The 22,604-nt window shown below is 36.9% G+C and carries 19 protein-coding genes; 4 read left to right on the top strand and 15 right to left on the bottom strand.

Translation table 11 applies throughout. The features are described 5' to 3' along the window. Window positions 1–64: 64 nt before the first annotated feature. On the bottom strand, window positions 65–1,252 hold the full coding sequence (locus O0955_RS14350; RefSeq protein ID WP_269428245.1) for an NHL repeat-containing protein: 1,188 nt from the start codon (window positions 1,250–1,252) through the stop codon (window positions 65–67). 63 nt (window positions 1,253–1,315) lie between these two features. Then, on the bottom strand, window positions 1,316–1,828 hold the full coding sequence (locus O0955_RS14345) for a DUF937 domain-containing protein (protein ID WP_269428244.1): 513 nt from the start codon (window positions 1,826–1,828) through the stop codon (window positions 1,316–1,318). 165 nt (window positions 1,829–1,993) lie between these two features. On the opposite strand from O0955_RS14345, the gene pgi reads away from it, so the two are divergent. The 4 genes from pgi (at window position 1,994) to O0955_RS14325 (ending at window position 7,274) form a co-directional block, all read left to right on the top strand. Further along, window positions 1,994–3,640 carry a glucose-6-phosphate isomerase gene (pgi, locus tag O0955_RS14340; RefSeq protein ID WP_269428243.1) on the top strand — a complete coding sequence of 549 codons (1,647 nt, stop codon included), beginning with the start codon at window positions 1,994–1,996 and terminating at the stop codon, window positions 3,638–3,640. Window positions 3,641–3,771: 131 nt separating this feature from the next. Beyond that, entirely contained in the window at window positions 3,772–5,085 is a 1,314-nt protein-coding gene (locus O0955_RS14335; RefSeq protein WP_269428242.1) for a M16 family metallopeptidase, read from the top strand. Window positions 5,086–5,124: 39 nt separating this feature from the next. Then, on the top strand, window positions 5,125–6,540 hold the full coding sequence (locus tag O0955_RS14330) for a M16 family metallopeptidase (protein WP_269428241.1): 1,416 nt from the start codon (window positions 5,125–5,127) through the stop codon (window positions 6,538–6,540). A 197-nt stretch (window positions 6,541–6,737) separates the two neighbouring features. After that, the gene (locus O0955_RS14325) at window positions 6,738–7,274 is read left to right on the top strand and encodes a DUF4251 domain-containing protein (protein ID WP_269428240.1); all 537 of its coding nucleotides are present in this window, start codon (window positions 6,738–6,740) and stop codon (window positions 7,272–7,274) included. A 73-nt stretch (window positions 7,275–7,347) separates the two neighbouring features. On the opposite strand, the gene O0955_RS14320 is transcribed toward O0955_RS14325, so the two are convergent. From O0955_RS14320 to O0955_RS14260, 13 genes are all read right to left on the bottom strand, one after another. After that, window positions 7,348–8,430 carry a glutaminyl-peptide cyclotransferase gene (locus O0955_RS14320; RefSeq protein ID WP_269428239.1) on the bottom strand — a complete coding sequence of 361 codons (1,083 nt, stop codon included), beginning with the start codon at window positions 8,428–8,430 and terminating at the stop codon, window positions 7,348–7,350. After that, window positions 8,408–8,773, bottom strand: coding sequence for a YraN family protein (locus tag O0955_RS14315; RefSeq protein ID WP_269428238.1), 366 nt, complete (start codon window positions 8,771–8,773; stop codon window positions 8,408–8,410). Before O0955_RS14315 ends, O0955_RS14320 begins: the two co-directional genes overlap by 23 nt. Before the next feature lie 9 nt (window positions 8,774–8,782). Further along, a complete protein-coding gene (dnaG, locus tag O0955_RS14310; RefSeq protein ID WP_269428237.1) occupies window positions 8,783–10,756 on the bottom strand; it encodes a DNA primase in 1,974 nt (657 codons plus the stop codon). Between the two features lie 123 nt (window positions 10,757–10,879). Further along, window positions 10,880–11,539: an SGNH/GDSL hydrolase family protein gene (locus O0955_RS14305; RefSeq protein WP_269428236.1), complete on the bottom strand. Its 660-nt coding sequence runs from the start codon at window positions 11,537–11,539 to the stop codon at window positions 10,880–10,882. 23 nt (window positions 11,540–11,562) lie between these two features. Beyond that, window positions 11,563–13,140: a serine hydrolase gene (locus O0955_RS14300; protein WP_269428235.1), complete on the bottom strand. Its 1,578-nt coding sequence runs from the start codon at window positions 13,138–13,140 to the stop codon at window positions 11,563–11,565. Window positions 13,141–13,199: 59 nt separating this feature from the next. Continuing rightward, window positions 13,200–14,147 carry a hypothetical protein gene (locus O0955_RS14295; RefSeq protein ID WP_269428234.1) on the bottom strand — a complete coding sequence of 316 codons (948 nt, stop codon included), beginning with the start codon at window positions 14,145–14,147 and terminating at the stop codon, window positions 13,200–13,202. A gap of 101 nt (window positions 14,148–14,248) precedes the next feature. Further along, a complete protein-coding gene (locus tag O0955_RS14290; RefSeq protein ID WP_269428233.1) occupies window positions 14,249–15,433 on the bottom strand; it encodes a M20 metallopeptidase family protein in 1,185 nt (394 codons plus the stop codon). Beyond that, window positions 15,420–15,860, bottom strand: a complete 441-nt coding sequence (locus O0955_RS14285) for an SPOR domain-containing protein (protein WP_269428232.1) — start codon at window positions 15,858–15,860, stop codon at window positions 15,420–15,422. Before O0955_RS14285 ends, O0955_RS14290 begins: the two co-directional genes overlap by 14 nt. 90 nt (window positions 15,861–15,950) lie before the next feature. Beyond that, window positions 15,951–19,427, bottom strand: coding sequence for a preprotein translocase subunit SecA (locus O0955_RS14280; RefSeq protein WP_269428231.1), 3,477 nt, complete (start codon window positions 19,425–19,427; stop codon window positions 15,951–15,953). Between the two features lie 138 nt (window positions 19,428–19,565). Next, entirely contained in the window at window positions 19,566–19,865 is a 300-nt protein-coding gene (locus O0955_RS14275; protein ID WP_269428230.1) for a hypothetical protein, read from the bottom strand. Between the two features lie 145 nt (window positions 19,866–20,010). Next, on the bottom strand, window positions 20,011–20,961 hold the full coding sequence (locus O0955_RS14270) for a Smr/MutS family protein (protein WP_269428229.1): 951 nt from the start codon (window positions 20,959–20,961) through the stop codon (window positions 20,011–20,013). Window positions 20,962–21,060: 99 nt separating this feature from the next. After that, on the bottom strand, window positions 21,061–21,981 hold the full coding sequence (gene rsgA, locus O0955_RS14265) for a ribosome small subunit-dependent GTPase A (protein ID WP_269428228.1): 921 nt from the start codon (window positions 21,979–21,981) through the stop codon (window positions 21,061–21,063). 91 nt (window positions 21,982–22,072) lie between these two features. Further along, window positions 22,073–22,420, bottom strand: a complete 348-nt coding sequence (locus tag O0955_RS14260) for a TonB-dependent receptor plug domain-containing protein (RefSeq protein ID WP_269428227.1) — start codon at window positions 22,418–22,420, stop codon at window positions 22,073–22,075. Window positions 22,421–22,604: the final 184 nt, after the last annotated feature.

Genomic DNA, 22,604 nt, shown 5'->3' with positions numbered 1-22,604 from the left:
ATACAAAAACAAGTTAAATAAAAAAGCCACATCATGATGTGGCTTTTTTATTTATATGTAGAATTTACCCCTTTTTAAAAATAACTATTTTTCTGGCGTAAACATCGCATGCTATAACCTCATCATTTACCCCAAGCGCAACTCCAACTGCCTGTTGAAATTGTCCTATTTTCTCTTGAACATCTCCATTTTCATCAGTTTTTATTAAAGAACCCCCTGCTGCGATATAAAGATTGTCTCCCTTAGCTTTAATAGCATAGTAACTATTTTTGCTAGTCCAGGTTTTAAGATATTTACCAGATTTATCAAAAACTTGTACCCTGCTATTACGGGTATCACTAACATAAATTTTATTTTTAAAGTAGCATATTCCAAAAGGTGCATCAAAATCTCCATTAGCGCTGCCTTGTTTTCCAAATTTCAACAGCAAATTTCCATTTTGATCATACTTTTTAATCCTGTGATTTACTCCATCCACAATCCAGATATTTTGCTCATCATCAAGCGCAATTTCCTCCACATTACCAAAATTACTATCACCAGCCCCATAGGTTCCCCACTCCCTAATAAGCTGTTTATTAGCATTATATATCTGAATATAACTACTACTTTGAGTTCTGGTTGCTATATAATTACCGTTACTAAAAAAGACAATTGCCCGAGCACCAGATCCAGAATAGAACTGTTCTAAAAATTTTCCTGTTTGATCAAACTTCAGTACTCTATTAGCACCCTCATCGCTGACATAAATATTATTTGCTTTGTCCGCCTCAACATGCATATTGAAGTTAAACTGAGATGGTCCGGTTCCTTCAGAGCCAAAAGATAAGGCTTGATAATAGGTTAAACCAGAAGTATATCCAAAATCTGCATCACTAAATCTACTGAAGGAAGTTGCAGTATTCGCTGTTCTTACCTTGTAAAAATTCTTTGTTAATGATTTACTGATTGCGGCGTCATCAAAAGTCGTATCTGACAACTCTTTTAACAAAATATATTTTTGGGAAATCTCGTTAAACTTATACAACTGATATTTTTGAGCCAATGGCATTGGTGTCCAAGATATTGTAATCTTTGATCCATAAATGCCTTTGGAAGCTCTTAAATTTATTGGTCTGTCGATATCTAAAGTATCAATAACCTTAATTGTATCACGAACAGTTTTAATTTGTGCATCTTTTTCACAGGAAGAAAAAGTACATACAGATAAAATTAGGCATAGGAGCCCAAAAAACGAGAGTGTCTTAAGCATAATATAAATTTCTCCAAAGATAGTTCTTCCAGGTGATACTGAATCTACCTTTGGAGAATTTTTTTAGTTAAACATTCCCTTTAATTTATCAAGAATGCCTCCACCATCAGGTTGTGCACCTGCTGCCTGGTCTTTATTGCCTGTAATCATACCAATTACATCTGTTAAATCAAATTTACCATCAGCACCGCCAGCCAGTTTACCCACTACATCCTGAATGTTGAATGAGCTATCGTTAGGGTCATTTGTCTTTTGAGTAAATTTGCTAATAATCACCGGAATAATGGCTGCAGCAATAGATTTTGCCGTATCACCACTGATACCCAAAGAGCCCAGTTTATCAATAAAAGAACCTGAAGCCTGATTGGCAACCGCACTACCTTCAGCATTTCCACCTTTAAAAATATCTGTTAAAGATCCAATATCACCTGATGTTAATTTATCTTTCAAGGTATCAAATATAGAACTTGAAGCTGCCTGAATTACGGCTTCGTTATGTTCGTTAGGTATTGCGCTATTGTTAACAACAGCATCCTGTGCGTTCTCCCGCACTAATTCATTTAAGTTTTCTAACATGATCGTTTATATTTCTTATTAATTTAATGAGGATGATATACTGTCAATAGGAATTCTATATGCAAGTTACTTCGTTTATTTGAAATAAAAAATTCTTTATGTTTAAACTTTAAAAAGACAATTTTAAATTTTTGCTTTATTACTTTTACAAAAAAGAATAAAAATATGCTACCAAAAATAAATTTTACCGAAACTGAAGCTTACAAGTACCTGGCCGATCATTTTATAGATATTAATCAAAAAAGTATTAAAGATCTTTTTGAAAGTGACGCTGATCGTTTTACCAAGTTTTCGATTTTCTTTGAAGATATTTTACTGGATTATAGTAAAAACAGAATAAGCGATGAAACACTGGCTTTATTAATGCAACTGGCCCGTGAGTGTAAGCTGGATGAAGCCATTAAGGCCATGTACAATGGAGATAAAATTAATGAAACCGAAGACCGTTCAGTTTTACACATTGCCTTACGTAACCTGAGCAATACGCCAATTTTAGTAGATAGCAAAGATGTTATGCCTGAGGTAAATGCTGTGCTTGCCAAAATGGAAAAATTTAGCAACAGCATTATTAGCGGCGACTGGAAGGGTTATACGGGCAAACCGATTACAGATATTGTGAATATTGGTATTGGCGGTTCAGACCTTGGCCCTGTAATGGTTACCGAAGCGTTAAAACACTATAAAAATCATTTAAATATTCATTTTGTTTCTAATATTGATGGTACGCACATTGCTGAAACCTTAGCAGACTTAAATGCAGAAACTACTTTATTTTTAGTGGCTTCGAAAACATTTACCACACAGGAAACCATGACCAATGCACACTCTGCCCGTAGCTGGTTTTTAGAAAAAGGTGGAAAGGAAAATGATATTGCTAAACATTTCGCAGCCTTATCTACCAATGCAAAGGATGTGGCTGCTTTTGGTATTGATACCGAAAATATGTTCGAATTTTGGGATTGGGTTGGTGGCCGCTATTCTTTATGGAGCGCCATTGGTTTATCAATTTCTTTAAGTATAGGGTTCGATAATTTTAAACAGCTACTTGCCGGAGCCCATGCAACAGATAATCATTTTAAAACCGCAGAATTTGAAAGCAATCTTCCGGTAATTTTAGCTTTGCTTGGTGTTTGGTATATTAATTTTTATAATGCCGAAACGCAGGTTATTTTACCTTATGATCAATATTTACACCGCTTTTCAGCCTATTTCCAACAGGGAGATATGGAAAGTAATGGTAAACACGTAGATAGAAACGGCAACGAAGTTGATTATGAAACGGGCCCTATTATTTGGGGTGAACCAGGCACCAACGGGCAACATGCTTTTTATCAGTTAATTCATCAGGGTACCAGAATCATTCCTGCTGATTTTATTGCACCGGCTCAAAGTTTAAATCCATTGGGAGAACATCATGCCATTTTACTTTCAAATTTCTTTGCACAAACAGAGGCTTTAATGAATGGTAAAACTGAGGAAGAAGTATTTGCCGAATTGAAAAAAGAAGGCAAAACGGATGTTGAAATTAAAAAACTGGCTCCGTTTAAAGTTTTTGAAGGCAACAGGCCAACCAATTCAATTCTGTTGAAAAAGATTACGCCTTACAGTCTTGGCAGTCTGGTGGCCATGTACGAACATAAAATATTTGTTCAGGGGGTAATATGGAATATTTTTAGTTTTGATCAGTGGGGTGTAGAACTGGGTAAACAACTGGCTAAAAAAATACTTCCCGAACTGGAAGGAAACGGCAAGGTTACAAGTCACGACGGCTCAACAAATGGCTTAATCAATCAGTACAAAGACTGGAGATAAACCAATATTGATATCAAATTTAAAAAGGCGGCCCGTGGTCGCCTTTTTTTATAATATATTTTTTACTTTAGCCCAACTAACCCTATAGTTCTCTGTCACACAGAATTTCTTATTAACACTTATTATTCAAAATGAAAAGAAAATTCCTTTTAACAATGGCCATTTCCGGTCTGTGCTTCAGCGCTTTTGCTCAAAAAGTACAATTTACGGAATATGATCTGGACAATGGTCTTCATGTAATTTTACATCAGGACAAAACGGCACCAGTTGTTGCAGTATCTGTTATGTACCATGTGGGTTCAAAAGATGAAGATACAACCCGTACCGGTTTCGCACACTTTTTTGAACACCTTTTATTTGAAGGCTCTAAAAACATAAAAAAGGGCGAGTTTATGAAACTGGTAAGCAGTAATGGCGGACAAAATAATGCAAACACTACCCAGGATCGTACATTTTATTATGAAGTTTTCCCTTCCAACCAGTTAGAATTGGGTTTATGGCTGGAAAGCGAACGTATGTTGCAGCCTGTAATTAATGAAGGTGGCGTTAAAACACAAAACGAGGTCGTTAAGGAAGAAAAACGTCTTCGCATAGATAATTCGCCTTATGGTAAATTCACTGAAAAAATATTCAGACACCTGTTTGATGGTTCTCCATACAGATGGCAGCCAATTGGCTCGATGGAGCACCTGGATGCAGCCAAACTGAACGAGTTTATTGCTTTTTTTAAAAAATATTATGTACCAAACAATGCGGTATTAACCATTGCCGGCGATATTGACCTAGATAAAACTAAAAGTCTTGTAAAGTCTTACTTTGCTGAAGTGCCAAAAGGTGCTCCTGTGGTCAGAACACCTTACGAATTACCGCCAATTACAAAAGAAGTGATTGATACGGCTTATGATGCTAATATCCAGATTCCTGCAATTTTTGCGGCGTATCGCGTACCAGGAATGAAAAGCAGGGATAACAAAGTTTTAGGCATGATCAGTTCTATTTTATCTGGCGGTGGAAGCTCCAGATTAAGCACTAAAATGGTTGACCAGAAAAAAACTGCCTTGCAGGTAGCTGCCTTTAATTATACGCTTGAAGATTATGGCGCATACATTACGCTTGCCTTGCCAAATAAAAACACACCGCTTAACGATTTACTAAAAGATATAGATGAAGAAGTCTTGCGTCTTCAAACAGATTTAATCAGCGAAAGTGATTATAAAAAACTTCAAAATCAATTTGAAAACAGTTATGTAAGTGCAAACAGCAAAATGCTGGGGGTTGCCGAAAATTTAGCAAATGGGTATACTTTCCATAATAAGGACAGTAATGACATTAACAAGCAACTGGATGTAATTAAATCAATTACCCGTGAGGAAATCAGGGACGTAGCAAAAAAATATCTGAATAAAAACCAAAGGATTGTATTGTATTACTTACCAAAAAAATAACAGCTAAAAACTATTTTCAAATTAATTACATTTCAGAACATGAAAAAATTATTCATTATAGCTGCTGTTTCCTTATTAACTCAGGGCATATCAGCACAAAACATAGATCGCAGCCACAAACCAAAACCTGGTCCGGCACCCGTTATTACCATTGGCGATCCGGTAATTTATAAATTGTCAAATGGTATTACTGTTTTGGTTGTTGAAAACCATAAACTACCAAAAATTACAGCCAGCTATAACATTGATGCCGGTCCTATCACGGAAGGCGCAAAAGCTGGGGTAATGTCGTTGATGGGCAACATGCTAAACGAAGGCACAGCAACTAAAACCAAAATGGAATTCGACGAAGCTGTTGATCAGCTGGGTGCAGACGTAAGTTTAGGCCCAGCTGGTGGGCAAACGTCTGCTTTAACCCGTTATTTCAACAGTGCGTTTATGTTAATGGCCGAAGGCATTCGTCAGCCCTCTTTTCCACAAACTTCATTTGAAAAACTTAAGTCTCAAACTTTAACAGGATTAAAATCTAACGAAAAAAGCGCTAAAGCAATTTCTGCCCGTGTAGTAAATGCCCTTGCTTACGGTAAAAATCATCCAAATGGAGAATTTACAACAGAGGCCTCTATTAATGGAATTACTTTAGACGACGTTAAAGCTGCTTACAAGCAATATATTACCCCATCCAGAGGTTTCTTAACCTTTGTTGGGGACATTAAGCCTGAAGCTGCAAAAGCACTTGCCGAAAAGGCATTTGGCGATTGGAAAGGAACAGCGTTAACCATTCCTGTGCTTGCCAAAGTTAGCAATCCCGTTAAAACAGAAGTAGATGTCGTTAACGTTGGTAATGCAGTTCAGTCTGAAATTACCGTAACCAACCTGATTGATTTACCCATGAGCAACCCGGATTATTTCCCTGTATTACTGGCCAACCAAATTTTAGGTGGTGGTTCTGAATCCAGATTATTTAATAACCTTCGTGAGAAACATGGCTTCACTTATGGCGCTTATGCAAGCACAGGTGCTGGTCGTTTTCAATCAAAATTTTCAGCAACAGCTGCCGTAAGAAACGAAAAAGTTGACAGTGCAGTGGTTGAATTTTTAAGGGAAATTAATACCATCCGTACGGTAAAGGTTGCTGCCGAAGAATTACAAAATGCTAAAAACCTGTACAATGGCTCGTTTGCTTTAGGCCTTGAAAATCCTGCACGTACAGCTTCATTTGCCAGCAATATCCTGATCAACAACTTACCAAAAGATTTTTATCGTACTTATCTGCAAAAAATTAATGCAGTAACAACAGATGATATTTTAAGGGTTGCTAAAAAATATTTCAATCACGACAATACCCGTGTGGTTATTGTTGGTAAAACAGAGCAATTTACTGAGGGTTTAAAAAAAGCTGGTTTTACCGTAAATCAGTTTGATAATTATGCAACACCAGTAGCTGCAAAGTAATCTTTCAGACTTCTTTATTTAAATACCCAAAAGCCGTTTCCTAATCAAATAGGGAACGGCTTTTGCATTATAACAATTTGCCAGTGTTATCAATCCAATCAGGCTTATAAATTCGTATATTTAATATAAATTTCAAATCGTCTATGGATTTTTAACACTTTCAGCATCATTAAATTGTTAAACACATACAATTGAATATGAAACATTTAAAATATCTGATGAGCGTTTTGCTAATTGCAGTAACGGCTCAGGGTTTTGCCCAAACCGATAAAGAAACAACCGTAAGGATTGTGGGTGATAAAAATTTTATTTTTATTGCAAATTCAGCCATGGCAATGGCTAGCATGGAAATTTCCAGAATTATGACAAAAATGCCAGGTGGGCAAAGTGCAGGTACTATTAATTTATCGGGTGCTCAATATGATTTAAAAATAACACCTGATAGTATTGTTGCTTACCTTCCTTATTATGGCCGTTCTTTTAATGCCCCAATGGATCCGACAGAAGGTGGTATAAAATTTACTTCAAAGGATTTTACTTATCAGGAATCTAAAAGTAAAAAAGGGAGCTATACCATTCAAATTAATACCAAAGACGTAAAAAGAGAGAATTACAGGTTAACACTTAATGTTTCTACTAATGGATATGCAACTTTAAATGCCAGCAGTGTAAACAAGCAGCCCATTACTTTTAATGGTTACATCAGTGAGCCAAAGAAAAAAGAAATTAAATAGAAAGGGTCGCATTGAGCTTGTCGAAATGATTTGTTAAAATAGATTTTTCGACAAGCTTAAAGGATATGCAATTTTATTTTTTAACGATCTGTATCTGAAAAATAGTTGGCCATTTCTTACCGGTTACAAATAATCGCTTTCCTGCTTGATCATAAGCAATTCCATTGAGTACATTATTTGCAATTTCATCTTCCATTTTAAAATAACCCTGAGGTAAAAGACCGGAAAGATCTATTTTACCTTCTACGGCCCCCGTTTCAGGATTAATAATTAAGATATTATTGGTGGTGTAAACATTTGCATAGATTTTTCCATCAATATATTCCAATTCGTTCAGGTTGTCAATTCTTCCCTTATGATCAAAAACATCAATCGATCCAATTTTATTGTAGGTATTTTTATCCAGAAAGAAGATGGTATTAGAGCCATCTGTATTTAAAACCTTCTCCCCGTCAAATGCCAGTCCCCAGCCTTCTCCTCCGGCTACATATGGAAATTCTGCCAGTTTTTTAAAGGTTGCTTTATCATAAACAAAACCCACTTTTTCGCGGTAGGTTAACTGAATAATTTTATTTCCGATAACCGTAATACCTTCTCCAAAGTATTTTTTATCCAAATCTGTTTTTTGTATAACCTTTCCGGTATTTACATTAACTTTTCTTAAACTGGAAAAACCATAACTTCCTGCGCTTTCGTAAAAGAATCCATCATGATATTCAAGGCCTTCAACATAAGATGAAGTATCATGCGGCAATGTTTTAATAACTTTATAAGTATATTCAGCGGGTGCCTGTGCTGCTAAAATATTAATATTAGCCGTCAAATCTTCTGACTGGCCGCCACCATAAATTTTTGCTGTGATCAGGTGGCTGCCCATTTTAAAGCCGTCTGTTTTCAGTTTGATATCTGATGTATCTTTTTGAGAAACTATTCTCGCAGTATCAATCAGGTAAACAACAGAATCTACAGGTTTATCTTTCCCAAACTGGATATTAACATCAAGCTCTTTTCCTAAGGCTACGTTAGTACCCGATTCAGGGGTTATAAAACTTCTGTAACTGGTGGTGGTTTCCGGATGACAGGCACTAACCAATGCAATTGTAGCCCCTATAAAAAAAGTATTTCTAATTTGTTTAACCTTCTGGCCAAAATGCATCTTCAATATGTTTTAGTGTATAATTATGATCTTTTGTAAACAGGATGGCGACTACATCAAAGCGAATTTCATTTTGATGATTCATCATTTCAATATAAGCAAGCGAAGCCAGTTCCATTTGTTTTTGCTTCGTCCGGTCTACAAATTCTTCCGGCCGGCCAAATGCAACCGAACTTCTGGATTTTACCTCTACAAAAACCATTAAGCCGTTTTTATAAACAATTAAATCTATTTCGGCCTTGCCATACGTCCAGTTTTCATCTAAAATCTCGTATTCATTAGCTTCAAAATAGTGCTTTGCAATACTTTCTCCCTGCCTGCCTAAATCATTATGGATTGCCATTTGGCGATTTTATTTTACGATTACCGAGCCTAAAAATTTTGAAATGTCTCTTTCCACATTTTTAATGGTTGCATAACGCTGCATTAAAATCGCTTGGTTATCCCCATCTTTCTCTTCTTTAATTTCTTTCAAAAGTGAAGTTAAAATTTCATCTACCTTTCTTTTCTTCAAATGAAAAATTCCACCCAAAATAGTGGCTTTTAAATTCGAAGATTCATCTTTAACATAAATAAGATGTTTGTTCAGCCAATTTTCACTTAGCGAATAAGGTGAAGTAGAAAGTGTAATGGCTAAATCGGCAATGGCCCTGTCTTCATGTTTTATAAAATGGTTTGCAGTTGGCAAGCGGCCATCCTCAATTTCTATTTTATAATAATCAATGATTTTTTTGCAAAGCGGATCAGTAAACTCAACATCGGCCAGATTTTGCATCACAAAAGAGCCAATGTACATATCATCAATATTGTCCCAGTTTACAAATTCGTGCCCATAAGCCAACAGAAGGCGTATTATTTCCTTTTCCTGATGTTCGTTAACATCAACTTCTTCAGTTATTCCATCCGGTCCCGCACCATCATCCCAAAGATTATCTGGTGGTCCAAGAGCCTCAGGCGCACCTGATGAATAGGGGTTGTTGTTTGAATAGGAATTACTATTAGAAGGAAAGCTCTTTTTAAGCTTCGCCGAACGCATTTTATTCAATTCCGTTAGCAGAATGCGCTCCTCAATCTCAAGTAAACTGCTGCACTCCCTGATAAACACCGAAGCCTTGATCGGGTCGGGGATTTTCGCAATACTTTCGACAATATCGCGGATGATCCCTGCTCTCTTAATCGGATCACTACCTGCTTCTTTTAACAGTACATTGGCTTTGTACAGGATAAAATCTTTTCTGTTATTTTCAATGTAGATTTTAAAGGCGCCCGCACCCACATGATGCATATAGGAATCCGGATCATGTCCATCTGGAAAAGAGACAATTTTTACATTTAGTCCTTCTTCCAGAATCATATCCAAGCCACGTAAAGAGGCCTTTATACCTGCGGCATCCCCATCAAACAAGATGGTTACATTTTGGGTAAAACGACCAATCAGTTTAATTTGTTCGGTGGTTAACGAAGTTCCGGAAGAGGCTACAACGTTTTCTACTCCGGCCTGATGCACCGAAAGTACATCGGCATAACCTTCTGCCAGGTAACAGTTATCTAAATCCCGGATGGCTTTTTTAGCGTGAAAAAGGCCATACAATACATTCGATTTATGATAAATTTCACTCTCGGGCGAGTTTACATATTTAGGAACATTTTTATCGGTTTTTAAGGTACGACCACCAAAACCAATAACACGGCCTGTAAAATTATGTATAGGAAACATAACCCGGCCACGGAAACGGTCGTAAATTTTGCCTTTATCATTTTTTATAGATAAACCGGTTTGCTCCAGAAATTCAAGATTATGCCCGCTGTTAACGGCGCTTTGAGTCATGGCATCCCAAACGTCAGGCGAATAACCCACTTCAAATTTTTTGAGGATGTCTTCTCTAAAACCACGCTCTTTAAAATAGCTCAACCCAATGGCTTTACCTTCGTCAGTTTCCCAAAGTTGTTTTACAAAAAAGGTAGCGGCGTACTGCGAAACAATATAAAGACTCTCCTTTGCACTTTGCGCTTCGGCATCCTGAGGCGTTAGTTCTGTTTCAGCAACCTCAATATTATATTTATTCGCTAAAAATTTAAGCGCTTCCGGATAGGAATATTTTTCATGGTCCATGATAAAACGAACGGAATCTCCGCCTTTACCACAACCAAAACATTTATAAATACCTTTGGTAACCGATACGTGGAATGAGGGTGTTTTCTCTCCATGGAAAGGACAATTACCAATTAAACTGGTTCCGCGTTTTTTTAAGTGCACAAAATCCCCTACTACCTCCTCAATACGGGCGGTATCCATTATCTTATCTATCGTTTCGCGGTTGATCATATTTTAACTTCATTCGTTATTGCTCAAAGCATAACGAAGCAATCTTTTTATTCTTTGTTATTCCTTTTTACCACTTATTAAATTCTCTTCTTCTTAATTTTCAGAAAGATTGCTTTTAGAAAATTATTTTACCAACGGCAACAACTGATCGGCAACCAGTTTATTACCAACATCATTTAAGTGTACTCTATCAACGGTTAAAATACCCTTTTCTTTATCTTCAGGATTATTTTTAGCTTCATATTCTGTAAAAACCTTCCTTAAATCACAAAGAGGGAGGTTATTTTTAGCGGCCAGCTCTCTAATGCCCGCAGCATATTTATTTAAATCGGCATCGAGTTCATTCGAGCCGTCTTTTTTCTCTCCCACAACCGAAGGCGTACACAATACAACCTTGCTGCCCACCCCCTGAATTTTATTGATTAACGCCTGATAAAATTTTAAATATTTATCATAGTCGGTTCCGGTATGCGAAGATTGTTTGTGCCAAACATCATTAATGCCTACATAAATAACCACCAAATCAGGTTTTTTATTCAGCACATCATCTTCCAGCCGCAAATATAAATCGTAAACTTTATTACCACCAATTCCGGCGCCGGTAACGTTGTATTTTGTAGAATCTAATGCTTTTTTAATCAAAGTTACGTATCCGTTAGCCGATACACCTTGCTGGGTAATAGAATCACCAAAAAAGATAATGCGTTTTGGTTTATAGGTCATTGCTGTTAAAGAAATTAAGCAGATACAAAGTAGAATACTGGTTTTAAATAGGGTTTTCATAATTTATATTCTTTGTGGTTCAATTATTTCTGGTCATTTTTCTTAAAATCAAGATCCTGAAAATCAAAACTAAAATCGGTTAAAGGCGAAATCGCTTCCATTTTAAATCCATTTGGAATTGCATCGTTATCCAATGAGAAATTGACAAAAGCGTCGGCATCCAAACTTCTGTCATACCATTTTACAATGAAAGTATTTCCTTTATAGTAAACCATATCTCCCTTTAATTTCGGAGAATTTTTAGCCTGAAAATGCATTTTGCCATTCTGCTCGCTAATGATTGCTTCGCCAAACCAAATATCAGAATAGGTTCCTGAATACTTTTTCGTTTCTACTTTATTTGTAACGTTTTTTTGTTCGGCAGCAATATCTCCCCAAATTTTATCTGTTACTTTTTTTGCGTAATCCACTTCCGCTTTTACATTCTGAACCTGCTCGGTAATCCTGTCTTTTCCAGTCACGCCGTAATATCCATCTTTAATTGATTGCGTAATGGCACTAAATGCACCGCCAGCCTGTTGGTTGGTTAAAACGATAATCCCTAATTTCATTTCAGGAATTAAAGTTACTTCACTTACCATCCCGGCTAAACCACCCGTATGTTCTGCAACAAGATTTCCTTTTTCATCACTCAAAAACCAACCCAAACCATAACCAAAGAAATGCCTGTTATATAAACCTTTTCCAGCCGGAATAATGCTGTGTAAAGTCCACATTTGGTTTTGTGCAGACCGGCTGAATAAAGTTTTATCTAATTTTTCGCCATACTTACCACCATTAAGCTGTGTAATTACCCATTTACTCAAATCGTTAACGCTGGTATTGATTCCCCCCGCAGCATTGCTGTTTTCAGTAAAATCTTTAGGGATAGCTGTAATTTTGCCATTTACCGGAGCATGAGCATCGATAATATTGGTTTTATCCTTTAAACGGTTAAACGACAAGGCACTTTTGGTCATGCCCAATGGCTGCATAATTCTGGTTTCGATAAAATCTTCATATTTCATTCCGCCAACCCGCTCTATCACCTCTCCGGCTACGATATACAATAAATTATCGTAATCCCATTTGGTACGGAAACTCGAAACCGGTTTTAAATACCTTAAATTATGGATGATTTGTTTTTTAGAAACGGTCGAAGAATCCGGCCAGATCATTAAATCGCCAGCGCCCAAACCTAAACCACTTCTGTGCGAAAGCAAATCTCTGATGGTAAATTCGGCAGTAACATAGGGATCGAACATTTTAAACTCCGGAATGACATCGGTAACCTTTGTATCCCAGGTTAATTTCTTCTCATCTATTAGTATAGCCAATCCTGCAGCGGTAAATGCTTTAGTGTTGGATGCAATCCCGAAAAGAGTATTTTCATCAACTTTTTGGGCCGATTTTAAGGAACGAACGCCATAACCTTTAGCATGAATAACTTTTCCATCTTTTACTATCGCAACTGCTAATCCAGGAACATCGAAAGTTGTTAAAACCTTTTCAGAAATGCTGTCAATTTGCTTTGAAGTTAATACCTGCGCTTTTAAACCGCTAATTGAAAAGGCAATTAAAGCAAAAAATAAATTTATTTTTAAGGAATGGCGTGAATACATGGATTGAGATTTAATTAAAACGTTTAAAGATAATAAATCTTTTAGCCCTTATTAAATCCTTATTTGGTCTTCTCCAGCTTATAATCTTTATGCAAAATCAGAAAACTTGCTCTTTCCTCTTTTTTAAGCGGCACGTTCCAGTTTCCCTGATAGGTAATTTTTGTGGGCAGTTTATCTTCGCCAAAGTAGCCCATTTCAATGTTCATTTGTACATCAAAATCAAACAGCATATTGCTGTATTTCATGTCTACATAACGACCAAGAATATTAAAATTACGTTTATCGAAAATGGTCACCAGTTCTTTAATCATGATTCCGTCTTTTGTCCAGCTGCTTAATTCTGGCTTAACAGAAACCTTAAACCTGTAAACGGGGATAGAATCCAGATAAGTTCCACTGGTAAATCCATAATCATAATACTGGCGCATATTAGCCGTAAAAATTTCGGTTTTGCTGCCAATAAATGGAATGCCTTTTACCGGGCGACCGGGATTAAAAATTAAGGTTTTAAGTTTTTCTTTATATCCTTCATTTGTAGTGCCACCTTTTTTGCCATCCATTGGTGCATTTTTCACGAAATCAGTACTGTAGGCATTCATAAAAATGTAATCAAACATTTCTACAGTATACAACTGATACTTACCGTTTTTCTTAAAAACTTTGCCGGTATCCTGCTTAACCAGGTATTCTATTTTATAAGGGCCACTATTGTTGTGCCTAAGTTTTCGATAAATACGGCCATCTACCTTATTCTTTTTATCATAGGTATAAATGCGGTTTTCTGCAATAAAACTATAACGTTTCATATCTCTGAAAGACTGATAAAAAGTAGTATCGTTTATAATGGCATTGATAAAAGTTTCGATATTTAAGCGCTCGGCCTTAATGTTTACCGTAGAATCAAGCGTTATCGTTTTTATGGTATCGGGATTGAAACGATTAATTTCCTGACTATAACCTTTGAAAAAGAGTGGCGTTAATAATAGAAACAAAAATATTTTTTTCATGTGCTTGTCTAAATACAAAAATAAAGCCAAAGGAAAATGGAATTGTTTGAGGTAAGGCAGAACAGTTATTAATGATTTACTTATTCAGCCTTACCATTACATTAATTGCCTAATTGTTTTACTGCAATGTAAGCCATTAAACCGGTTGATATTTTAAGTGCATCTTCATCTATATCAAACTTTGGTGTGTGTACCGAATGCTGCGTATCTTTTGCCGCATTTCCTGTCCCTAAGCGGTAAAAACAAGCATCCGTTACTTGTGAGTAAAAAGAAAAATCTTCTGCAGCCATCCAAATATCCAGATCAATTACATTTTCCTTACCTAAAAAGTCTTCTGCAAAACTTCTGGCATTTGCCGTCAGTTTTTCTTCATTAATTAAAAACGGATAACCTTTATGAATATCGAAGTCGCAGCTTCCGCCCATGCTCTCGGCCATGCCTTCTGCCATTTTCTTCATGCGCACATGCGCTTCAGCACGCCAGTTTTCGTCAAGCGTTCTGAAAGTACCTTCAATTTTAACTTCGTTAGGAATAATATTGGTGGCACCATTGGCAATAACTTTACCAAAAGATAAAACGGATGGTAGGCGGGGATCTGCATTGCGGCTAACAATTTGTTGTAGCGCAATAATAATATGAGAAGCAATTACAACAGGGTCAATATTTTGATGTGGTTGTGCACCATGGCCGCCTTTTCCGGTTACGGTAACATATAATTCATCCGTTGAAGCCATATAAATACCTGAACGGAAACCAACTTTACCTGCATCAATCAAAGGCATTACGTGTTGACCAACAATTGTATCAGGTTTAGGGTTTTCCAACACACCTTCTTTAATCATGATGCTTGCGCCTCCTGGCAATAATTCTTCTGCCGGCTGGAAAATTAATTTAATAGTTCCACCGAAATCGTCTTTAAGCTGATTAAGAATATAAGCAGTACCCAAAAGTGAAGAACTGTGCACATCATGTCCGCATGCATGCATTATTCCTTGATTTTTTGAGCGGTAAGGCTTATCATTGGCCTCATGTATAGGCAAAGCGTCCATATCTGCACGCAAGGCAATTACTTTTTCAGAAGGTTTATTTCCTTTGATTAACCCAACTACTCCTGTATTGGCACAATCGATAAATTCAATACCCCATTTAGTTAACTTTTCTTTTATGAACAAAGAGGTTTCAAATTCTTTAAATGATAGTTCGGGATTGGAATGAATATGGCGGCGATAACCGACAACATCGTTAAAAATGGTTCCGGCTAAATCTTTAATTTTATCTTTGATCATCAGTGGTGGTATCTAAATTGGGTGCATTAATTTTCTCCCTGAAAATAAATAATGTAGGGAAATTTGGTCTGAGTTCATTCATTAACCGTTGTGCTTCCAGTCTTGTTCTGAAATCTCCAACGCGTATATAGTAATTCGGCTCTTTATAAACGATATAGGTATTTACCTTTGGATAACTGTTCTTAAACCGGGCTTGTTCATTAAAAACTTCTCTCCGGTCCGATCCATAAAAAATCTGCACCCGGTAGCCATAGGAAGAAACAATAGCCTTATTGGGTTTAACTTCTCCGGATGATTTGTAAACTTCGATTCTTTTAGCAATTAAACTATCAATTAAAGGATCTTTTATAACGGTTACTTCTCCTTTTTGGGCAAAAGAGGCTTTAAAAAGAAGCAGGCTAAATATTAGTACGTAAATTGTTTTCATGATGGTATTACATCCGGCATGCAAAAATGTTTTAAAAACAAGAATGCCGAACTTCTTGCAAAATTCGGCATTCTTTATGGGTTAAGCAAATTACAAATTCGCTCCGTGGCAATTCTTGTATTTCTTACCGCTACCACAAGGGCAAGGTTCGTTACGGCCAACGGTTGCTTCTTTGCGAATCGGCTGCTGAGGAACTGCTTCACGGGTATCGCCAAATTCAACACCAGGTTCTTCTCTTCCAAACTCTTGTTTGGTTGTTTGTAACTTAGGTTGTTTTTGTGGTGCCGGAGCTTCTCTAACTTGCTCAGCTTCCTGCTGTACCGGAATACCACCTTTATATAAGAAACTTACAACTTCTTTATTCACGGCATTCAGCATGCTTTTAAATAAGTTAAAAGCTTCCATTTTATAAATAACCAATGGATCTTTTTGTTCGTAAACTGCATTTTGAACTGATTGTTTTAAATCGTCCATTTCACGTAAATGCTCTTTCCAGTTGTCATCAATTAAGGCCAGAACAATTGTTTTTTCGAATGAACGAACCACTTCTTTTCCTTTATTATCAATTGCTTTCTTTAAATCTACAGCAACCTGGATTCCGCGGATACCGTCAGTAAAAGGAACAACAATTTGTTCGATATGATTACCACGTTCTTCAAAAACCTGTTTTAAAACCGGTAATGATTGCTGGATAATTGCATCTGATTTACGGGCATAGAATGATTCAGCTTCATCAAATAATTGCTCAGTTAACTGCGTAATGTTTGATGATGAAAATTCTTTCTCAGTAATGGCGGTATCAAATGAGAAGTTTTTAATCACCTCTAATTTAAAGCCGTCGTAGTTTGCTTCCTGTTTATACTCGGTAACGATATCTTCAGCAACATCGAAAACCATATTGTTCATATCTACATCCAAACGCTCGCCGAATAAGGCATTTTTACGTTTAGTATAAATAACCGTACGTTGTGAGTTCATCACATCATCGTACTCCAATAAACGTTTACGGATACCAAAGTTATTTTCTTCTACTTTCTTTTGGGCACGCTCAATAGATTTGGTAATCATAGAGTGCTGAATTACTTCGCCATCTTCAATACCCATACGAACCATGATGCCAGAAATACGCTCTGAACCAAATAAACGCATTAAATTATCTTCTAATGAAACGAAGAACTGAGATGAACCCGGATCACCCTGACGACCTGCACGACCACGTAACTGTCTGTCGACACGACGGGATTCGTGACGCTCGGTACCCACAATGGCTAAACCACCTGCTTCTTTAACACCTGCACCTAATTTAATATCCGTACCACGACCAGCCATATTGGTTGCAATGGTTACCGTACCTGCCTGACCAGCTTCAGCAACGATGTCGGCTTCTTTCTGGTGCATTTTAGCATTTAATACATTGTGTTTAATTCCACGAAGTTTAAGCATACGGCTTAATAATTCCGAAATTTCTACTGATGTGGTACCCACCAATACCGGGCGACCTGCTTTTGGCTCCAACTCACCTGTTTGGGGATTAACTGCTGGAATTAACGCACCTTTCGCATCAAGCTTAGGTACCGCTCTGCCCGTAGCATCGTATCTAACAATTGGCTTACCATCTTTTTGTTTTGCATTTCCTTCTTTGTCTAACTCATACTCTGTTTCGTAATGTGAATATGGGAAAACCAAAAATTGAATTTCTGCTGCAACTGCATTGTATTTTTCACGAACAGTACGGTAAACGTAATCCTGTTCATCTCTTCTTGAAATATTTCTGTTGGTTGGAATTTCAACTACGTCTAATTTATAAATAGACCAAAACTCACCTGCTTCTGTAGTTGCAGTACCCGTCATACCGCAAAGTTTGTGGTACATACGGAAATAGTTTTGAAGTGTTACCGTTGCATAAGTTTGCGTAGCATCTTCAACTTTAACATTTTCTTTAGCCTCAATTGCCTGGTGTAAACCGTCTGAGTAACGGCGACCATCCATAATACGACCGGTTTGCTCATCAACGATTTTAATTTTGCCTTCATCAATAATGTATTCAACATCAATCTCGAATAAAGTATAAGCTTTTAGCAATTGATTTACCGAGTGAATACGCTCTGCTTTAACAGAATAATCACGCATCAAAGCATCTTTTGTAATTACTTTTTCTTCCAAAGGAAGGTCAGATTTCTCTAACTCGGCTACTTCAGTACCTACATCAGGTAATACGAAGAAATGAGGGTCTTCTCCAGATTGGGTAATTAATTCAATACCTTTTTCCGTTAATTCTACCTGGTTATTTTTTTCATCGATATAGAAGAACAGTTCCGAATCTACCTTAGGCATATTCTTAGATTGATCTGCCATATAGTGATTTTCTGTTTTTAACAATAAACCACGAACACCACTTTCACTTAAAAATTTAATTAAAGCTTTATTTTTTGGCAAACCGCGATAAGCACGTAATAATGCTAAACCGCCTTCGCCTTCTTCCGTTCCGGAGTTACCAGCGTTGATTAATTTTTTGGCTTCATTTAAAGCCTGGGTAACATATGCTTTTTGTGCATTAACCAAACGCTCAATACGTGGCTTTAACTCATAAAATTCGTGCTGATCGCCGTGTGGAATAGGGCCAGAAATAATTAAAGGAGTACGTGCATCATCAATTAAAACTGAATCGACCTCATCCACCATTGCAAAATGCAATTTGCGCTGCACCAGTTGATCTGGCGTCTGCGACATATTGTCACGCAGGTAATCAAAACCGAACTCATTATTTGTTCCGTAAGTGATATCCGCAGCGTAAGCTTTTCTTCTTTCTTCAGAGTTTGGCTCGTGTTTATCAATACAATCTACGCTTAAACCATGAAACTCGAATAAAGGACCGTTCCACTCACTATCACGGCGGGCAAGGTAATCATTCACGGTAACGATGTGAACTCCCTGACCAGCTAAAGCATTTAAATATGCCGGCAATGTACTTACAAGGGTTTTACCCTCACCGGTAGCCATTTCGGCAATTTTACCACTGTGTAAAACAATACCACCAATTAACTGTACATCGTAGTGTACCATGTTCCAGGCCACTTCGGTACCCGCAGCATCCCATTTATTGGCCCATTGTGCTTTATCGCCAACAATTTTAACATTGTTTTTACGTGCAGCATAATCGCGGTCAAACTGAGTTGCGGTTACTTCTAAAAAGTCGTTTTCGCTTAAGCGGCGGGAAGTTTCTTTAATCACAGCAAATGCTTCCGGAAGAATTTCCAAAAGTACTTTTTCCAGTTCAGCATCGCGTTCTTTACCCAATGCATCAACCTGATCGTACAATGCTGTTTTTTGGTGAAGATCTAATTCTTCACTTTCGGCATCAACTTTCAATGCTGTAATTTTTGCATCTATATTGCTTAAAAAAGTAGAAATTCTACCTTTAAACTCTATTGTTTTAGCACGCAGCTCATCATTATCTATTGAAGAAAGCTTAGCATATTCTTCATTTATTTTAACAACCAGTGGCTGTATGCTCTTTATATCTCTTTCTGATTTACTTCCGAAAATCTTGGCTAAAAATCCTAACATTATATTTTAAATCGTATTTATTATTAAAAAATTGGTGTGTTACAACAACCACGCCACCACTCTTTGCAAGTCAGTTTGGCAGTTGCAAGTATAAAATGGGCTTCAAAATCTTATAAAAGACCTTTTGAGAAAAGACAACTAGGGGCTGTTGTTCTTTGGTTTTTTCCTAATCGTTAAATCGGCAATAACCTGATTTACACTTACATATTTTGCAGTTTTTAATTGAGGTTGAGTACCAATTAAAGCAAGTCTGGTGTAGGATAAAAGATAAGGATTACGGTGTTCATTAAGCTGAACAGAGGTTTCACCAGTGGTATTTACACTGATTTTGTGTTCTTTACAATATTCATTTAATATCCTCAGCCCTTCAACACGTTCGGCTTTTGCCAAATGTGTTAAGCTAAAAAATACAAGCGATATGGTAACGAGGTGTTTCATTAATTAGCGGCAAAGCTAGTTTTAATCTTTTATAAAAAGAAATTTGATTATCGCAAAAAGCATACCTCAATTTCTTAAGCTTTTTCGCATTTGCCGGTTAATCACATCATGTTATAGATAACCGCACCTCATTGAGATGCTTATCTTATTTAAAGATAACTTCTGTAGCACCATACCCAAATTTTTCTTTGCGGGCGTCCATGTAGGTTTTTATATGTGGATTTTTGCTGATGAGTTTATGAATTTTATCCCTTAATGTTCCGTTTCCACTCCCATGGATAAAAATAATTTTGTCAAAATGATGAACAATAGCCGCATCTAAAGCATTTTGAAAATGAGCCAGCTGAATTTGAAGCATTTCATCAGCCTCTAAAAAATGATGGTCATCTCTTAACTTTTCAATATGTAAATCAATTTCCTTTTCAGGGACATTGACCGTTTTCTCTTGGGCAGCAGATTTATAAAAGCTTTCCTTTAACTTTTGAGCATCAATAACCGGAGCTTGCTCATCCAGTCTGATTAACCAACCTTTATGTTTCAATTGTGGCAATTCTTTCTGATCGGTGCTAAAATCTTTTGCCCTGAATTTCTTTTTTACTACTAAAGGTTCTGCAGGTTTAACATCAGCTTTGCTAAACATTAAAAACTGAAAATTAAATTCAGGCCAGATATCCAGATCGGGAATAGAAGCAGAATAAACTAAAGTTGATTGATGTGCTTCGAGCATGCCATAAAAAGCACCCGCATATTTATCTTTACGCCCGGTTGTTAAACTTGTAAGTAAAATAGTTGGGGTTTGATTTTGCAAATGAAAATGGACTACGTTACCAACCTTATCATCTGTAGCTACAGCAAGGTAAATCCCGTTTTCGATTTTATTTATTGCAGGTACATTCACTGCAATTGGTTTTGGTGTATCTTCGTCTTCAGCAACTGATCCATGACCATGCACCGAAGTTAAATTACTTACTGCAACCGGAATTTCGAAGCCATCACTATCTGTTACGCCCAAAGTTTGGTTATCGATAATTTTGGTTACATATCCCTCCCGTTTTTCATCAACAAAACGAACAAAATCTCCTAATTTGAATTTCATTTCTTTATTTTTTAAGCAAAGGTTTTTAATATAATTCGTTGGTTCAATTAAGAGGTGTTCTATCACACCATATCTTCGGACTTCCGACTTCTGACTCCATTAATGCCTGGTGTCGTTTCCATGATAAATGCTCAAATAGCTTTCGTATCTCGAAACCGCAATTTCACCTTCGTTAACGGCCTCTAAAACAGCGCAGCCAGGCTCGTTAACATGACGGCAGTTGTTAAAACGGCAATTATGAGAAGTTTTAAAGATTTCAGGAAAGAAATGGCCCAGTTCTTCTTTTTCGATATCAATAACACCCAGTTCTCTGATTCCGGGTGTATCTACAATAAAACCACCTTGCGGCAATTCAAACATCTCTGCAAAAGTTGTGGTGTGCTGCCCTTTATCACTCCAGTCAGAAACTTCACCTGTTCTTAAATCACGATCAGGTAAAAGCGCATTAATTAAACTGGATTTTCCAACACCGGAATGGCCGGAAATGAGGGTAATCTTATTGGTAATTAATTCCTGAATAACAGGTATATTGATTCCTTTAAGTGCAGAAACCTCATAGCAAGGATACCCGATGGTTTCATAAATGGCTTTAAATTCCTGTAGAATTTCTAAGCCCTCCTTACTAAATAAATCAAGTTTGTTAAATACCAGAACCGCAGGTACATCATAAGCCTCAGCTGTAACTAAAAAACGGTCAATAAATCCTAATGAAGTACGCGGAGAAGCCAATGTAACGACTAAAATAGCCATATCCAGGTTTGCAGCCAGAATTTGTGCCTGCTTGCTCAGGTTAATAGACTTACGGATAATGTAATTTCTACGTGGCAACAATTCGTTAATAATCCCCTGTAAACCATCACGTTCCAGATCAAATTTTACCCGGTCGCCAACTGCAATTGGATTGGTTGTCTGGATACCTTTCATCCTGAATTTACCTACAATACGGCAATCGTAGCGCTCACCACCATCGGCTAAAACACTATACCAGCTACCGGTAGATTTAATAACTAAGCCCTGCATATTTGCTGCAAAGGTATGAATAAGCGTTGGAAAAGAATGTAAAATGAAAAACGTAAATGGTTGAAGCAGCTTAAAAATTATTTAATGAAATTCAGACCTTGCTTAAATACGGTTTTAATCTTCTGTATTCTTTCCTTGCTTTTTCTTTTTTAAGGGTGATTATAATTACTCCGTTCATCGCTCTGCTTCCATATATTGCTGTTGCCGCCGCATCTTTCAAAACCTTCATATTTTCAATATAATCGGGATTAATTCTTCCGGCTACGCCTGGGCTATCCAAAATGTAAGTTTTATTTTTCAAAACCACCAGCCAAAGTGGTGAATTAGATGTCTTTGGGCCTACGGAAACCATTCTTATCGGCGTATTTGTTTGCGAATAGGAAGATAAACCAAACATTGAAAATGGAATAAGAAGGAAAAGAAATTTAGTGAATCTCATGAGTTGATTTTTAATTAAGATTCATAACAGGGCCAGAATCCACAAATGTTTTTCCAGTTAATCAGCTGAAATTGTCTTTATACAATTACTTCAGCTCTCAAATTGATATTAATCCATATCGGTTTTCAGTTCAAAATATATGGGTATTTCATCCGATTTGACGTTTTATTGAAAGTTTTCAAAT

Origin of the sequence: Pedobacter punctiformis (genome assembly GCF_027213715.1) — a bacterium.
Taxonomy (GTDB): domain Bacteria; phylum Bacteroidota; class Bacteroidia; order Sphingobacteriales; family Sphingobacteriaceae; genus Pedobacter; species Pedobacter punctiformis.
The sequence above is the reverse complement of the archived record's forward strand: the minus strand, read 5'-3'. Positions and strand labels throughout refer to the sequence as shown.

Bases quoted from the DNA above. Each gene is read 5' to 3' on its own strand.
- O0955_RS14350 (WP_269428245.1), bottom strand. From the start codon at position 1,252: ATGCTTAAGACACTCTCGTTTTTTGGGCTCCTATGCCTAATTTTATCT.
- O0955_RS14345 (WP_269428244.1), bottom strand. From the start codon at position 1,828: ATGTTAGAAAACTTAAATGAATTAGTGCGGGAGAACGCACAGGATGCT.
- pgi (WP_269428243.1), top strand. From the start codon at position 1,994: ATGCTACCAAAAATAAATTTTACCGAAACTGAAGCTTACAAGTACCTG.
- O0955_RS14335 (WP_269428242.1), top strand. From the start codon at position 3,772: ATGAAAAGAAAATTCCTTTTAACAATGGCCATTTCCGGTCTGTGCTTC.
- O0955_RS14330 (WP_269428241.1), top strand. From the start codon at position 5,125: ATGAAAAAATTATTCATTATAGCTGCTGTTTCCTTATTAACTCAGGGC.
- O0955_RS14325 (WP_269428240.1), top strand. From the start codon at position 6,738: ATGAAACATTTAAAATATCTGATGAGCGTTTTGCTAATTGCAGTAACG.
- O0955_RS14320 (WP_269428239.1), bottom strand. From the start codon at position 8,430: ATGCATTTTGGCCAGAAGGTTAAACAAATTAGAAATACTTTTTTTATA.
- O0955_RS14315 (WP_269428238.1), bottom strand. From the start codon at position 8,773: ATGGCAATCCATAATGATTTAGGCAGGCAGGGAGAAAGTATTGCAAAG.
- dnaG (WP_269428237.1), bottom strand. From the start codon at position 10,756: ATGATCAACCGCGAAACGATAGATAAGATAATGGATACCGCCCGTATT.
- O0955_RS14305 (WP_269428236.1), bottom strand. From the start codon at position 11,539: ATGAAAACCCTATTTAAAACCAGTATTCTACTTTGTATCTGCTTAATT.
- O0955_RS14300 (WP_269428235.1), bottom strand. From the start codon at position 13,140: ATGTATTCACGCCATTCCTTAAAAATAAATTTATTTTTTGCTTTAATT.
- O0955_RS14295 (WP_269428234.1), bottom strand. From the start codon at position 14,147: ATGAAAAAAATATTTTTGTTTCTATTATTAACGCCACTCTTTTTCAAA.
- O0955_RS14290 (WP_269428233.1), bottom strand. From the start codon at position 15,433: ATGATCAAAGATAAAATTAAAGATTTAGCCGGAACCATTTTTAACGAT.
- O0955_RS14285 (WP_269428232.1), bottom strand. From the start codon at position 15,860: ATGAAAACAATTTACGTACTAATATTTAGCCTGCTTCTTTTTAAAGCC.
- O0955_RS14280 (WP_269428231.1), bottom strand. From the start codon at position 19,427: ATGTTAGGATTTTTAGCCAAGATTTTCGGAAGTAAATCAGAAAGAGAT.
- O0955_RS14275 (WP_269428230.1), bottom strand. From the start codon at position 19,865: ATGAAACACCTCGTTACCATATCGCTTGTATTTTTTAGCTTAACACAT.
- O0955_RS14270 (WP_269428229.1), bottom strand. From the start codon at position 20,961: ATGAAATTCAAATTAGGAGATTTTGTTCGTTTTGTTGATGAAAAACGG.
- rsgA (WP_269428228.1), bottom strand. From the start codon at position 21,981: ATGCAGGGCTTAGTTATTAAATCTACCGGTAGCTGGTATAGTGTTTTA.
- O0955_RS14260 (WP_269428227.1), bottom strand. From the start codon at position 22,420: ATGAGATTCACTAAATTTCTTTTCCTTCTTATTCCATTTTCAATGTTT.